Raw genomic sequence first — 13767 nt, 5'->3', positions numbered from 1 at the left:
CCCCACCAAACCACCCCGGCCGGGGGGGGGGCGGCCCCCCCGCCCCCCCCCCCCGGGCCCGCATCCGTCTCACCGGGTGCATGCGGATCACCGACCCCGAAAGGCGTGACATGGCATCGACCCTACGCACCGACCAGAACCGGCTGCTCGTCATGGAGGCCGTGACCCGGTTCGGCGCGGGCGACATCGGCGGCTTCACCGAACTGCTAGGCGACGAATTCGTCTCGCATAACCCGCGCGTGGCGCATGACCCCGCCGTCCAGTCCGGTCGCCAGGCGTTCGCCGACTTCTTGAGCGGGCCCGGCAGCGCCCACCTGCGAGACGCGACCGTGGCGGCCAAGCACATCCTCGCGGACGGCGACCTGGTCGCCGTGCACACCCACGTGGCCGCCCCACAGGGCGACCTCGCCACCGTCGACCTCTTCCGCGTCGACGCGGGAAAGATCGTCGAGCACTGGGACGTCGTTCAACCCGTCCCCGACGACGTGCTTCACCCGCACGGAATGTTCTGACCCACGACGACGCGGCCTACACGTTGACCAGATCGGTCGAGCGCGAGTAGTAGACCTTGACGCTTCCGCAGCCGCGGGCCAGGCTCCGGACCGGTTCGGGCACCGGGACCCGGATCTTGGCGTAGGGAGCCATCGAGATCAGCCCGCCGATGGGGAGGCTGCGCACCATCTGCTGGGCGGCGCCCGGAGGCGGGTCCTCCCAGAGAATGCACACCAGCCGTACCGCGACCGCGACGCCGTTGGTGTTGTGCACGACCACGGTGTCGAAGTCCTGACCGGCCTCCGTGTACCCGCCGTCCATCAACCGGCGCGCCTGCAGTTCTCCGGCGGCGTGCGCCGGTTGCTTGGAGTGCTCCTGGTGCCGCACGGTCACCCGGACGTCGGCGACGTTCCGGAAGCCCGGCCCGTCGAAGGCGAGCACGTCGGCGCCGGTCGAGCGGGGCGGCAGGACGACCAGCCCGCGGTCGCTTCCGTACGCGGTCCGGACCGTGACGCCGGGGAGCACGTGCCCCGACCAGTCGAGCGGAACGAACGTCAGCGACGGCGCCGTCGCCGTGGACCCGTAGTTGTTCATCATGAGGGTCTGGTCCATGTAACCCGGGCCGGTGGTCCATTTGAAGGCGAAGGTGAGCCGCGTGGCGGGGGCCGGCGCCGTGATGCTGACGATGACGGCCGCCAGCAGCACGCCGAAGCCGGCGCTCGCCAGCCTGACCCACAGACGAGCGGACCGCCGGGCCCGGTCCCGTTCCGGTGAGGCGGCACCGGTCGAGAGCCTCATGGCCCCCGTGGGCGGCTCGTACTCGCGCCGCAGCCGCTCGGCGATCTCGACGACCTCCGCCGCGGGGCGCGCCAGGCTTCCGGCGCGCAGCACGACCGGGGCGCCGAACCGCCGAAGGTCGGCGCGGACCTCCAGGCGGGCCGGGAACGCCACCTCCTCCAGCGCCTGGTCGGACTCGCCGACGCGGACGACCAGCCGCGTGCCGTCCCGGCGGGCGCTCTGCTCCACCGCCGTCACGTTGGCCCACGAAAGGCGCATCTCGTGCTTGTGCCAGATGATCTCGCGGGCCGTGAGGGTCAGGCCGCGCCTGGCGCGCAGCGCGGTCATGACCGCGTTGGTCTCCAGGAGTGCGATGCCGAGGAACCACAGGTCCAGCGGCCCCGCGGTGTCCCAGCCGAGGAACGACCTCAGCGCGAGGGCGATCGGCCAGACCGCGGACCAGAACCACACGGTGCGGCTTCGGTACGCGATCTGCAGCTCATCCTGCGGTGCCGTCACTGAACATCCCGTCCCTCTCCGCGCCGGCGGCCCGGCGACGAAGATCATAAAGCCGGCCGTGCCGGGACGGCGCGAAGATCGGGTGCCGAGGCCGGTATCGGCCTGAGCAGGAGACGGAGGCCCCTGCGCCGGCCGTCGCCGAGCCGTGTGACGGGTGCCACATGCGGTCGCTGTCAGCAATCGGGGAGCTGTCCCGCTCAAGCCACCGAGAGCAAGCGAACCGACGGGAGCGTCAGATGAAGCATCGCATCGTCGTCCTCGGCGCCGGCTATGCCGGGGCCTACGTGGCCGGGATCCTGGCCCGGCGGCTGTCCCCGGCGGACGTCGAGATCACCGTGGTCAACGCCGTGCCGGACTTCGTCCAGCGGCTGCGGCTGCACCAGCTGGCGGCCGGCCGGGAGATCGAGGCCCCGGAGCTCGCCGACGTGTTCGCGGGCACGGGGATACGGCTGCGCGTGGCCCGGGTCACCGCCGTCGACCCCGAGCGCCGGATCGTCGCCGTGGCCGACGCCGACGGCGGCGGCGAGCTCGGCTACGACACGCTGCTGTACGCGCTCGGCAGCCACGGCGCCGACCGCGGCGTCCCCGGCGTGGCCGAGCACGCCTTCGACATCGCCGCCAGGCCCTCGGCGCTGCGCCTGCGCGAGCGCCTGGACGTCCTGGAGGGGCGGGACGGAGGCGGGCGCGTGGTAGTCGTCGGCGACGGGCTGACCGGCATCGAGACCGCCACGGAGATCGCCGAATCCCGGCCGGGCCTGTCGGTGACGCTGGTCGCGCGCGGCGAGCTGGGCGCCCGGCTCTCCGCCGGAGCGCGCGCCCACCTGCGGCGGGCCTGCGACCGGCTGGGCGTCACGGTCGTGGAGAACACCCGTGTCGAGGCCGTCGAAGCGACGCGGGTGCTGTGCGCCGGCGGCACCGCCCTGGCGTCCGACGCGACCGTGTGCACGGCCGGGTTCACGGTCGATCCCATCGCCGCCGCGGGCGGGCTGGAGGTCGCCGAGGACGGGCGGATCGTCGTCGATCGCACGATGCGGTCCGTCTCGCATCCGGACGTCTTCGCCATCGGCGACAGCGTCCACGCCATCGCCGACAACGGGCGGCCGCTGCCCATGTCGTGCGCTTCGGCCGGCTACACCGGCCGGCAGGCCATCGAGGCGATCATGGGACGGCTGACCGGCCGCGAGGTCGCCGAAACCAAGCTGGCCTACAGCTACAACCACATCAGCCTCGGGCGGCGGGACGGGATCCTGCAAACGGTCGACGACGAATGGCGGGCGAAGCCGACGTACGTCGGCGGACGGAAGGCCGCGCGGATCAAGGCGGCCATCGTCCAGCTGTCGCTGTGGGGCACGTCCCACCCGACCTTCGGCGTGCCCAAGCGCAAGCACCGCGTGGCCGCCATGCCGGACGCGTCCGCAGGGAAGACGGTCGCGCGCAGGGAAGGCGGTCGCGTTGCCGCCTCATAGGGTGGCCCCCGTGGAGGGCGCGGCCGCGGATCGCTTCGACACCGGCCGGTTCGAGGCCGGCCGGAACCGGCTGGCCGCGCTGGCCTACCGGCTGCTGGGCTCCGCCGCCGACGCCGAGGACGCCGTGCAGGACGCGTTCCTGCACTGGCAGGCCGCCGACCGGCAGCGGATCAAGGTGCCGGAGGCATGGCTGACCAAGGTCGTCACCAACCTGTGCCTCGACCGGCTCCGCTCGGCGCGGGCCCGCCGCGAGCGCTCCGCCGGCGCCTGGCTGCCGGAACCGCTCCTCGACGGCGACCCGATGCTCGGCCCGGCCGACTCGTTCGAGCAGCGCGAATCGGTCTCGCTCGCCGTGCTGACGCTCATGGAGCGCCTTTCGCCCCATGAGCGGGCCGTGTACGTCCTGCGCGAGGCGTTCTCCTACGGCCACGCCGAGATCGCGGAGATCCTCGGCATCAGCGAGTCCGCGAGCCAGCAGCACCTCCACCGGGCGCGGCGCCGGATCACCGCCGCGCGCCGCGGCGGTGAGGTCGACCCGGCGTCCGCGCGCAGGGTCGTCGAGGAGTTCCTCGCCGCCGCCTCCTCGGGCCGTACCGAACGGCTGGTGGCGCTGCTCACCGACGACGCCACCGCGATCTCCGACGGCGCCGGGCTGACCGAGAGGCTGCTGCGGTACGACACGCCGCGGCGCATCGCCGCCGTCGCGCGGGCCGGCTTCATGCCCACGCCCGCGAAACGGCGGTTCGCAGGCGGCACCCCCGCCGTCCACTACGCGATCGTCAACGGCGCTCCCGCCATCCTCTTCGTGGTCGGCGAGCAGGTCGTCGGCGCGGTGACGTTCGACATCGCCGGCGGCAGGATCGCGACCGTGCGCGGGATCGCCGCGCCGGCGCGGCTCGTCCGCCTCACCGAGGCCTGGCGGCGGCACGGCCCGGACGCGCCGCTCATCAGCCGGTGGTAATCGACCCGGCGCAGGCCTCCGCCGGTCAGTGGAGACGGTGGTGGAGGGGAGCCGCCAGATCGGTGGTCGTCAGGACCAGGGCGACCGTGTAGTCGATGAGGTGGTCGCGGTCGATGTCCAGTTCACCGCGGAACCAGGCGGTGAACAGGTCCCAGAGGCCGGCGGTGAGGGTCAGGCCGGTCAGTTCCAGGTCGGTGCCGGAGACGGGGACGTGGTCCAGCGTCGCGTGGGCCTGCGCGGCGAAGATGGCGGCCAGGCTGCGGACGATCTCGACGCGCCGCTGCTGGAGCAGGGGAGAGGAGGGGAACGCGCGGGTGAGGATGTGGGCGCGACGCGGGTCGGTGGTCAGGAAGTCGAACACCGCCGTCACCACGGCGCGGGTGCGGGCCTGCGGGTGGCGGGGCGCCTCGCGGGCGGCGGAGAGGATCACGGCGGTGCCCTGGTCGACCTGGTCGTCGACGACCGCGAGGAGCAGGGCGTCCCGGTCGGGGAAGCTCTCGTAGAAGTAGCGGTCGTTGAGTCCGGCCTCGGCGCAGACCTTCCGCACGGTGGTCGCCGCCAGCCCCTGCGTTCCCAGCAGCTGCAGGCCCGCCGCGAGCAGCGCGGTCCGGCGGCGGGCCCGGCGCTGGTCGGCGGGGACGCCGCCGTAGGGGCGCGCGCGAGGTGTCCGGGGCGTCACGGTTCCCGATTGTGCCGCATCCCTTGACTCCGCCCGCGAATCTGGGGACGCTGAACACCGAATATTTCTGGTGAACTGCCTCACCAGAAATCATGGTCGCGGCGAGACGGGAGCGTGAGGCCGGTGGCGACGGAGAACCCCCCACAACCGGCACCGGCGGACATCGACCCGAGCGATCTGCGGTTCTGGGCCCGGCCGCTGGACGAGCGGGCACGGGCGTTCGCGGAGCTGCGCGCCCGGCCGGAACCGGTGTTCCTGAGCCTGCCCAAGCTGCCGTTCCTCCCGCAGAGCCCGGGGTCCTGGGCGCTGGTCCGGCACGCCGACGTCACCGAGGCCAGCCGCCATCCGGAGATCTTCAGCAGCGAGCCCAGCGCGACCAGCCCGGCGGACATGCCCCGCTGGATGGACAAGTACTTCAACTCGATGATCGACATGGACGACCCGCGGCACGCCAAGATCCGCCGGATCGTCTCCCGGGCGTTCAGCCCCAAGATGCTCGCCAAGGCCGAGGACGACATCGCGCGGCGCGCCGCCCGGATCGTGGACGAGCTGATCGCGGCCGGCGGCGGCGACTTCGTCTCCCAGGCCGCGGCGCGGCTCCCGGTCGAGGTCATCTGCGACATGCTGGGCATTCCCGCTCACCAACACCGGCGCGTGGTGGAGCTGACGAACATCATCGTCGGCTACAGCGACCCCGAGTACGTCGGCGCCACCATGGAGTACGGCGGGGGCGGCCCGAAGATGGGGCGGCTGCCGACGCTCCGCATGCTGGGCACGGTGGCGTCGGCGGGATGGCGGCTGCACCGGCTGGCTGCCCGGCTCGGCCGCGAGCGCCGGGCGGCGCCCACCGGGGACCTGACGTCGGCGCTGGTGAACGCCAACGTCGACGGCGAGCGGCTGAGCCCGCGCGAGTTCGGCGCGTTCTTCCTGCTGCTCGTCGTGGCGGGGAACGAGACCACCCGCAACGCGATCGCGCACGGGCTGCGGCTGTTCACCGAGCATCCCGAGCAGCGGGAGCTGCTGCTGGCCGACTTCGACGGGCGCATCGCGGGGGCGGTCGAGGAGATCGTGCGCTTCAGCAGCCCCGTCATCTTCATGCGCCGCAACCTCACCCGCGATCACGAGATGAACGGCCACACCTACCGCAAGGGCGAGCGGGTGACCCTGTTCTACTGGTCCGCCAACCGCGACGAGACGGTCTTCACCGACCCCGACCGCTTCGACATCACCCGGTCGCCGAATCCGCACGTCGGGTTCGGCGGACCCGGCCCGCACTTCTGCCTGGGCGCCAACCTGGCCCGGCGGGAGATCACCGTCATGTTCCGCGAGCTGTTCGACCGCCTGCCGGACATCACCGCCGGAGAGCCCGACCGGCTCATGTCCGGGTTCATCAACGGCTACAAGCGCATGCCCTGCAGCTTCACCCCGCCGACCGCGTCGTCCGTGCGCTCCGGCTAGGCGGCCCGCCGCCCTCCGCCGGCATGGAATAACGCCGGGGCGGCGCCCGCTGTAACCATCGACGGAGGACACGAGGGAGAGAACATGGCAACCGAGAGGGCCCTGCTCGCCGGCGGCTGTTTCTGGGGGATGGAAGAGCTGTTCCGCCGGCAGCCCGGGGTGGTCTCCACGCGGGTCGGCTACAGCGGCGGCGACGTGCCCAACGCGACCTACCGCAACCACGGGTCCCACGCCGAGACCATCGAGGTCGTCTACGACCCCGACAAGACCGACTTCCGGGCGCTGCTCGAATTCTTCTTCCAGATCCACGACCCCACGACCCTGAACCGGCAGGGCAACGACATCGGCACGAGCTACCGCTCCGCGATCTTCTACACCTCGGACGAGCAGCGGAAGGTCGCCGAGGACACGATCGCCGACGTCGACGCCTCCGGCCTGTGGCCGGGCAAGGTCGTCACCGAGGTGACCGCCGCCGGCAACTTCTGGGAAGCCGAGCCCGAGCACCAGGACTACCTGCAGAAGTACCCGAACGGCTACACGTGCCACTTCCCCCGCCCCGGCTGGAGGCTGCCGAGGCGGGCCGCCCAAGCCTGATGCCGCGGGACGGCGCGCGCGATCAAGCCGCGCCGTTCCCCGCGATGACCCGGGCGGTCTCCTACGCCAGGACGGGAACAGGCCGGGCAGGGTGCGAACGAGATCGCTTCCGCGTGCGTCATAGCGAGTGCCGGGGCTCCCCCTTGCACGAAGGACACGCATGTCACAGCGGAGAACGAGCCCTGCCGGCGCCCTTGTCACGATCGTGGTGTGGCTCGCCGTCGCCCTCCTCCCCCTGCTCTTCGGCCTCTCGGACGCCCGGCTGGCGTTCGGCCTCACCGGTGAGCCCGGCACGGCGACGGTGGAGAGCTGCGTCGAGCACGGCTCGGGCGAGGACACGGAGACCGAGTGCCGCGGACGCTTCGTCCCCGACGACCGGGGCACGGCCGCCCGCACCGTGGGGCTGCCTCCCGAGTCGGACGAGGGTGAGAGCTTCCGGGCGCAGCTCCAGCCCGACGGCGAGCGGGCGCGGCCCGCGGACGTCAAGGGCCGCCTGTCCGCACTGATCCTGCCCGCTCTTGGGCTGCTCTTCCTGGTCCCCATGCCGTTGGGGCTGACGTATCTGCTCGCCGGCCGCAGCCCGGGACGGCTCGTCCGCTACCTGACGGCGGGCGCGGCTTCGGTGCTGGGCGCCGTCTGCCTCGCGGGCCTGGTCGCCTCCAACCTCTGAATGCGACTATGTGACCATCCGATGGGATGACACGCGTTATCGTCATGATCGGCCTTGCCTATCTCCATAAGTAAGGCAATATGCGGCTTCCCGGGCGAATTCGTGATCATATGGCGGTGGTGAGCGGCGGCGAGAACTCGCGCGGGGGAACCGGCGATATGGGAAACAGGACGCTTCGCGTCGCCGCGGCGATCGCGGCCGCCGCGGCCACGACGGCCGCCGCCTCGGCCGGGGCCGGTTCGGTGACGCACCGGGAGCCGGGGGAGGTGCTGGTGGGCGAGCCGTTCACCGGCGCCCGCGCCGACCCGCGTTTCGTCGGGTACGGGTCGGCCTGCCTGACGGGAGCGCCACGCGGCGCGGCCCCGGCGGAGGCGACGAACCATCCCCTGGAAGGGTGCCGCCGGGATCCGGCCGGCCCCGTGCCCCCGGGCGACGCCGCGACACACGGATATCTGCAGCTCACCGACGCCCACGTCGAGGAGACCGGCGCCGCGCTGTTCGACTCGCCGATCCCGGCCCGGGAGGGGCTGGAGGTCACCTTCGAGCAGTGGCAGTACGGGAACACCACGCGTTCGCCGGCGGACGGGATCTCGTTCTTCCTCACCGACGGCGCCGCCCGGCTCACCACGCCGGGCGCGTTCGGCGGAAGCCTCGGCTACGCCCAGAAAGTGCCGGACGGCAGCACCGACGGCCGTTTCGTCCCCGGGGTCAACGGCGGATATCTCGGTATCGGGCTCGACGTGCTGGGAGATTACTTCGGCGACGGGGAAAGGCGCGGAAACGGCTGCGAGCGGCGTTCTCCGGCCGGAACGGAGTTCCGGAGACCCGCTCCCGGCCCGAATGTCGTGAGCGCCCGCGGCCCGGGCACCGGGAACGACGGCTACTGCCTGCTCGCCGCCACGGCGGGGAACGCGACTACCGCAGGCCTTTGGCCGTCGACGCTTCCTGGCCGGCTTCACGGCGATCTGGAGAGAATGCCTTCCGGTGCGTCACCCCAACGGGCCGAAGAATTGCTGGAACCGGTGAAAAGGACCGTCCGTGTCGCCGTGACGTCCTCGCAGGAGCCGATGGCGACGGTCGACATCGACTTCCAGGACGGGCGCGGCTTCCAGCGGGTGCTGCGATTCCGCGCGCCCGATCCGGTCCCGGACACCGTCAGGCTCGGCTTCGCCGCGTCCACGGGACCGCTCACCGACGTGCAGCTCATCCGGCACCTCACCGTCCGGACGAACCCCGCGAACTGAACCCGCCCCCGGAGCGCCAGCGCAGCGGCGCCCGTGGCGCCCGTGGCGCCCGTCCAGGCCACCACGAGCAGCAGCCGGTGGACTGCTGGGGCTGCGCGGGATCCGAGGGTTCCACGGTCACCCTGGCCGGCGGGCGTGGTCGCGGCGCCGGGGTTCGCCGTGCGGCCTGGGTTAGCGGGGGTTGTTTCTGATGAGTTTGAATTTGGCCGCGTGTCCGCCTTCGCGGTCGATGTGCGCGGTGGGGGTGATGGTGATCGGGGGCGGTACGGCGCCGGCTTCGCGGAGTTCGCGGGTCAGCTCGGTGCGGAGCCGGTCGGGGGTGTCGGGCGGGGAGCCTTTGCGGAGCACGATGCGTCCGGTCAGTCCGTTGCCGTCGTAGACGACCTGGTACTGCATCACCTCGCGGAAGGCCGTGAACGGTGTTCGCAGCAGCACCGGTTGGATGGCGATCTCGCCTCCGCCCGGGGTCGGCAGGGTGATGACGTCGTCGCTGCGGCCTTCGACGGACGAGAGCCGGCGGAAGGGGTGGCCCGCAACGCCGGGGCCGGGGGCCAGGGTGACCATGTCGGTCAGCTCGTAACGGATGAGCGGCTGGGTCAGGTTGACGAGGTTGGTGATCAGCACCTTGTCCCCGGCCACTCCCGGCGCGACGGGCCGGTAGCCGGCGTCGACCACTTCCACCAGGAGCAGGTCCTCCCAGAGGCGCATCCCCTCTTCGCCGACGCACGTCGAGGCGATCAGGGGCGCCTCCCCGGTCAGGTAGGCCTGCAGTGGCTCGATGCCCCAGGCATCGCCGATACGCCGGCGCATGTCCTCGGTGAGGACTTCGGCGCCCACGGCGACCATGGCCGGGGTGATGCGCAGCCGTCCGGCGAGTTGCTCCTCGGCCAGGAGCGCGGCCGTGCTCGGGAAGGTGGAGATCGCGTCGGGCTGGTAGTCGTTGAGGGCGGCCACCATGCGCGGCATCGGTGTGGCCACGCTCAGGTCGGGCGCGCTTTCCCGACGGCCCGCCGCCACCTCCGCCATCATCTGCCGTGACAAATGCGCGGGGCTCGGGGCGCCGATGCCGACGGCGCGCATGCCGGGCCTGATTCCCATGCCGGCCAACATGCGCAGGTGGGAGGCGGTCCAGACGGCGAACTCCGCCTGGGAGTAGACGAAGATGCCCGGCCGGCCGGTGCTCCCGGAGGTGGCGAACACGCGGTACGGCCCGAACGGCCGTCCCGGACGAGGGCCGGCGAGATGCGCCCCCGCGGCGTCCCGCCGGACCGGACCCTCGGTGACGATCTCGTCGAAGTGCTCCATCAGGGTCGCTTTGGTCAACGTCGGGAGATCCTGCAGCCGCACGCCATCGCCGCCGTGTGCGGCGGCGGCCCCCAGCAGCCGGCGGTAGTAGGGCGACCTCGTCACCGCGTGCCGGACCAGCGCGTCGAGCCGTTCCCGCTGGTGGGCCGCCAACCGTTCCGGCGTCCAGCGGTCGCGGGCCATCAGCTCTTCGGCGATCTCGCGGACGCTCGCGCCGCTGGTCGGGGAGATGGGCATGGTCGGAACGCCCCCTGCTTCGCGTCCATACAGTGCTGTATGGACCGTAACCGTACAGTAGTGTATGGACATGTCAAGGGATCGGCTCGCACCCCGGGACTGGACGCGCGCGGCGCTGCTGGCGCTGGCCGAGGGCGGTGTCGGCGCCGTCAAGGTGGACGTCCTCGCCCGCGAACTCGGCGTGACCCGCGGCAGCTTCTACTGGCATTTCTCCGACCGGGACGCACTGCTCAAAGCGGCACTCGAGCAGTGGGAACAGGAGTCCACCGAACGGGTCATCAAGGACTTGGACCAGGTCGAGAACCCGGCCGAGCGGCTCGAGCGGCTGGTGCGGGGCGCCTTCAGCGATGAGACGGTCCCCGGACTCCAGCCCGCCCTCATGGCGCACGCCCGCCACCCCGTCGTCATGCCGGTCCTGCGCCGGGTCACGGCCCAGCGCATCGGCTACATCACCGCGATCTACCGGGAACTCGGCCTGGATTCGACCGCCGCGCGCCGCCGTGCGGTGATCGCCTACGCCGCCTACCTCGGCTGGCTCGATCTCCGCCGCGGCCCGGAGGACGCCGTCCCCGAAGTCATGCCCGACGGAGAGGCGCCGGCGGTCATAGACGACATCGTCACCATGCTCCTGAACTAGCCGCCGCGAAGGTTCGCCGCGGCCGGGACCGGTCCCGGCGGAGCGAACCTACGATGCCTCCACCTTGAGCGGCGGAGGACGAAGCAATGAACATGGACATGGCGGTCAAGCGCGGATTCCGCCGGGCTTTTGACTGGTCGGGAAGAGCCTCGCGTTCCGAATTCTGGTTCCTCGTCCTGGCCTCCGCCATGTTCTTGGTGCTCTGCGTCCTCATCGGCGCCATCTCCCATTTCTGGCCGATAATGGTGGCCTGGCCGCTGCTCTTCGCCGTGCCGACGCTGAGCGCGGGGGCACGCAGGCTCCACGACACCGACCGCAGCGCGGTCTGGCTCCTCATGCCGTTCGTGCCGTACGGCGGTCTCGTTTTGATGATCTTCTACTGCCTTCCCGGCACCCTCGGCCCCAACCGGTACGGACGGCCGAGCGACAGCGCCGCCGTCGCGAAGGCGTACCGGAAACTGGGCCGCCAATACGAGAAGAGCGGCGAATCGTACCTGGCTGCGGGCTATACGGCCCTGGCCGTGGTGTACGGCAACGAGGCATCGATGGACGTGGAGGACGACTTGATGCGGTTGTCCGGCCAGCGCGAGAACCTGGGCGACATCAAGTTCCGCCGGCGCATGTACGAGGTCCTCGACGGTGGCGTCGAGGACCTGGTGGCCGCGATAGAAGCAGCCCGGCCCGACCGCGCGTCCACCCCGGAACCGGATCGAGAAATCCTGTAGCCGCGGATGTCGAGAACGCGGGACCGGCTCCGTCCCAGGGGTACGAGCAGCCGAGAACGGCCCGCTCGACGACGCCGAGACAGGAGCGACCACCATGGAACAGCGCGAGATCGACGAGATCATCAACCGCCCGATCAGCCAGGAGCTGCTCGCCCGCGACCTGACCCGCCTGGCCTACGTCGCGAGCGACGGCACGCCCCGCAACGTCCCGATCGCGTTCACCTGGAACGGCTCGGAGATCGTCCTGTGCACCACCAAGAACGCCCCGAAGCTGCGGTCCCTGCGGCGGCGTCCCGAGGTCGCGCTGACGATCGACACCGAGGTGCACCCGCCGAAGATCCTGCTCATCCGGGGACGCGCCGAGCTCGACGTCGTCGACGGCATCCCGGAGGAGTTCCTCCAGATGAACGGCAGCTACGAGATGACGCCCGAGCAGCGCGTCGAGTGGGAGGCCGAGGTCCGCTCGCTCTACGACGGCATGGTCCGGATCGTCATCACCCCGACCTGGGTGAAGCTCATCGACTTCGAGACGACCCTGCCCTCCGCGGTCGAGGAGCTGGTCCGCCGGCGGGCCGAACGTCAGCAGGCCTGAAAAACCCTGCATGGCGGGGAAATGTCGCTAAAAGCGACAAGCGGAGAATGCGCGGTCGATTTTGTGGCCGACACCGGCTAGGGCCGGTGCGTAGCCGTCCGATCACTGCTTGACTCGTGGTGCGAGGTCGTCGGCCGTGAGGAGAGCGCGGTGTCGCTGTATCTGATCAAGGGCCAGTACCGGATCGTGCACAGCCAGCCCGACGGGGACTCCGTGCACTTCTTCCCGAGCGCCCCGGACGCGTTCACCCGGCTGCACCTGAACGTGCGGCTGGGCGCGAGCGGTGCGGCCCAGCTGCGGCTGGACGCGATCGACGCGCTGGAGACCCACTACACGCCGCCCGGGCACGGCGGCCACACCATGCACCAGCCGCTGGAGTTCGCGCACGCCGCCGGTGCCCGCCTGCTGGAGCTGATCGGGTTCAGCGACGTGGTCCGCGACGGTGAGGTCGTCACCGGCGCGACCCCGGACGCCACGCCCGGGTACATCCTGACCCGGTTCGGCGACAAGTACGGCCGCCCCGTCGCGTTCGCCTTCGCCGGCGACACCGACCGTCCCGACCTGCAGCCGGTGTTCACCGACTCCGCACTGCTGAAGACCAGCGTGAACCACCGGCTGCTGGCGGACGGGCTGGTCTACCCCACCTTCTACAGCAAGCTCTATCCCGACCTGCGCGCGACGCTGACCGAGGCCGCCGACGCCGCCCGCTCCGCCAAGACGGGGATCTGGGGCTCCGACGCCACGACGAGCGGCGCGAGCATACAGGCCCAGCAGGACCTGTCCGAGCGGCTGGTCATCATGCCCAAGCTGTTCCGCCGTCTCGCCGAGTACTACGCCCTCGCACCGGGCGACCCTTCGCTCGCCGGCTTCAAGGCGTACATGGCCACCCTGAACGACCGGCTGTACGTCATCTCCGACGCCCACGCGACCGGATTCGACACCGTCATCGACGTCACCGGCGACACCGTCCGGCTCACCAAGCCCATCACCGACCTGATCTTCATCGAAGGCTGATCCCGGACCCGCGCCGGCCGGGCGTCGCCCGCCTCACCGCGTGACTGTGGGGCCTGCCGAGCACTCGTCTCGCCTAGTCCTGATATTCGGGACGCTGGTAACGCAATGCGGGACTGTGTAGGCTGCGCGAAAGTGCGCGACGAGAGGCGCGGCAGTGGTCGATCTCGGGATGCCCGTCCCCGCGGCGAGGAGGCTCGCGACGCCGCAGGGCCGACGGGCGCGGACGGAGCCGCAGGGCCGACGGGCGCGGACGGAGCCGCAGGGCCGACGGGTGCGGACGGAGCCGCAGGGCCGACGGGTGCGGACGGAGCCGCAGGGCCGACGGGTGCGGACGGAGCCGCAGGGCCGACGGGTGCGGACGGAGCCGCAGGGCCGACGGGTGCGGACGGAGCCGCAG

Annotated in this window: 14 protein-coding genes; 11 read left to right on the top strand and 3 right to left on the bottom strand. The window is 71.6% G+C overall.

Translation table 11 applies throughout. The features are described 5' to 3' along the window. The first annotated feature begins 80 nt into the window (after nucleotides 1-80). On the top strand, nucleotides 81-512 hold the full coding sequence (locus AB0C78_RS47420) for a nuclear transport factor 2 family protein (protein ID WP_360761643.1): 432 nt from the start codon (nucleotides 81-83) through the stop codon (nucleotides 510-512). A gap of 16 nt (nucleotides 513-528) precedes the next feature. Here the strand turns inward: AB0C78_RS47420 and AB0C78_RS47415 are convergent, their stop codons facing one another. Next, nucleotides 529-1788: a hypothetical protein gene (locus AB0C78_RS47415; RefSeq protein ID WP_360761642.1), complete on the bottom strand. Its 1260-nt coding sequence runs from the start codon at nucleotides 1786-1788 to the stop codon at nucleotides 529-531. Between the two features lie 236 nt (nucleotides 1789-2024). Between AB0C78_RS47415 and AB0C78_RS47410 the strand changes: the two genes are divergently transcribed. Beyond that, nucleotides 2025-3254: an FAD-dependent oxidoreductase gene (locus tag AB0C78_RS47410; RefSeq protein ID WP_360761640.1), complete on the top strand. Its 1230-nt coding sequence runs from the start codon at nucleotides 2025-2027 to the stop codon at nucleotides 3252-3254. A 10-nt stretch (nucleotides 3255-3264) separates the two neighbouring features. Then, nucleotides 3265-4215: a sigma-70 family RNA polymerase sigma factor gene (locus AB0C78_RS47405; RefSeq protein WP_360761638.1), complete on the top strand. Its 951-nt coding sequence runs from the start codon at nucleotides 3265-3267 to the stop codon at nucleotides 4213-4215. A 25-nt stretch (nucleotides 4216-4240) separates the two neighbouring features. Here AB0C78_RS47405 and AB0C78_RS47400 read toward each other — a convergent pair whose 3' ends face one another. Further along, nucleotides 4241-4894, bottom strand: coding sequence for a TetR/AcrR family transcriptional regulator (locus AB0C78_RS47400; RefSeq protein ID WP_192808557.1), 654 nt, complete (start codon nucleotides 4892-4894; stop codon nucleotides 4241-4243). A gap of 123 nt (nucleotides 4895-5017) precedes the next feature. Here AB0C78_RS47400 and AB0C78_RS47395 point away from each other — a divergent pair, with 123 nt between their 5' ends. The 4 genes from AB0C78_RS47395 to AB0C78_RS47380 all read left to right on the top strand — a co-directional run bounded on the left by AB0C78_RS47395 (nucleotide 5018) and on the right by AB0C78_RS47380 (nucleotide 8860). After that, nucleotides 5018-6352 (top strand): cytochrome P450, encoded by a 1335-nt coding sequence (locus AB0C78_RS47395; protein WP_360761637.1) that lies wholly within the window; start codon nucleotides 5018-5020, stop codon nucleotides 6350-6352. An 84-nt stretch (nucleotides 6353-6436) separates the two neighbouring features. Then, nucleotides 6437-6946 (top strand): peptide-methionine (S)-S-oxide reductase MsrA, encoded by a 510-nt coding sequence (gene msrA / locus AB0C78_RS47390; protein ID WP_360761635.1) that lies wholly within the window; start codon nucleotides 6437-6439, stop codon nucleotides 6944-6946. 160 nt (nucleotides 6947-7106) lie between these two features. Next, the gene (locus tag AB0C78_RS47385; protein WP_360761633.1) at nucleotides 7107-7616 is read left to right on the top strand and encodes a hypothetical protein; all 510 of its coding nucleotides are present in this window, start codon (nucleotides 7107-7109) and stop codon (nucleotides 7614-7616) included. An 80-nt stretch (nucleotides 7617-7696) separates the two neighbouring features. After that, entirely contained in the window at nucleotides 7697-8860 is a 1164-nt protein-coding gene (locus AB0C78_RS47380) for a hypothetical protein (RefSeq protein ID WP_360761631.1), read from the top strand. Between the two features lie 171 nt (nucleotides 8861-9031). On the opposite strand, the gene AB0C78_RS47375 is transcribed toward AB0C78_RS47380, so the two are convergent. Continuing rightward, a complete protein-coding gene (locus AB0C78_RS47375) occupies nucleotides 9032-10348 on the bottom strand; it encodes a hypothetical protein (RefSeq protein WP_360761629.1) in 1317 nt (438 codons plus the stop codon). A gap of 124 nt (nucleotides 10349-10472) precedes the next feature. Here AB0C78_RS47375 and AB0C78_RS47370 point away from each other — a divergent pair, with 124 nt between their 5' ends. The 4 genes from AB0C78_RS47370 (at nucleotide 10473) to AB0C78_RS47355 (ending at nucleotide 13370) form a co-directional block, all read left to right on the top strand. Then, complete coding sequence (locus tag AB0C78_RS47370) at nucleotides 10473-11039, top strand: TetR/AcrR family transcriptional regulator (protein ID WP_360761627.1); 567 nt, start codon at nucleotides 10473-10475, stop codon at nucleotides 11037-11039. A gap of 86 nt (nucleotides 11040-11125) precedes the next feature. Next, on the top strand, nucleotides 11126-11764 hold the full coding sequence (locus AB0C78_RS47365) for a DUF805 domain-containing protein (protein WP_360761625.1): 639 nt from the start codon (nucleotides 11126-11128) through the stop codon (nucleotides 11762-11764). 94 nt (nucleotides 11765-11858) lie between these two features. Then, nucleotides 11859-12356: a pyridoxamine 5'-phosphate oxidase family protein gene (locus tag AB0C78_RS47360; RefSeq protein WP_360761623.1), complete on the top strand. Its 498-nt coding sequence runs from the start codon at nucleotides 11859-11861 to the stop codon at nucleotides 12354-12356. A 150-nt stretch (nucleotides 12357-12506) separates the two neighbouring features. Further along, nucleotides 12507-13370, top strand: a complete 864-nt coding sequence (locus AB0C78_RS47355; RefSeq protein ID WP_360761621.1) for a thermonuclease family protein — start codon at nucleotides 12507-12509, stop codon at nucleotides 13368-13370. The last annotated feature ends 397 nt before the right edge of the window (nucleotides 13371-13767 follow it).

Source organism: Actinomadura sp. NPDC048394 (assembly GCF_040651755.1).
GTDB classification, from domain to species: domain Bacteria; phylum Actinomycetota; class Actinomycetes; order Streptosporangiales; family Streptosporangiaceae; genus Spirillospora; species Spirillospora montaniterrae.
Note: the sequence above shows the minus strand (reverse complement) of the source record. Positions and strands in the feature narration are given on the sequence as shown.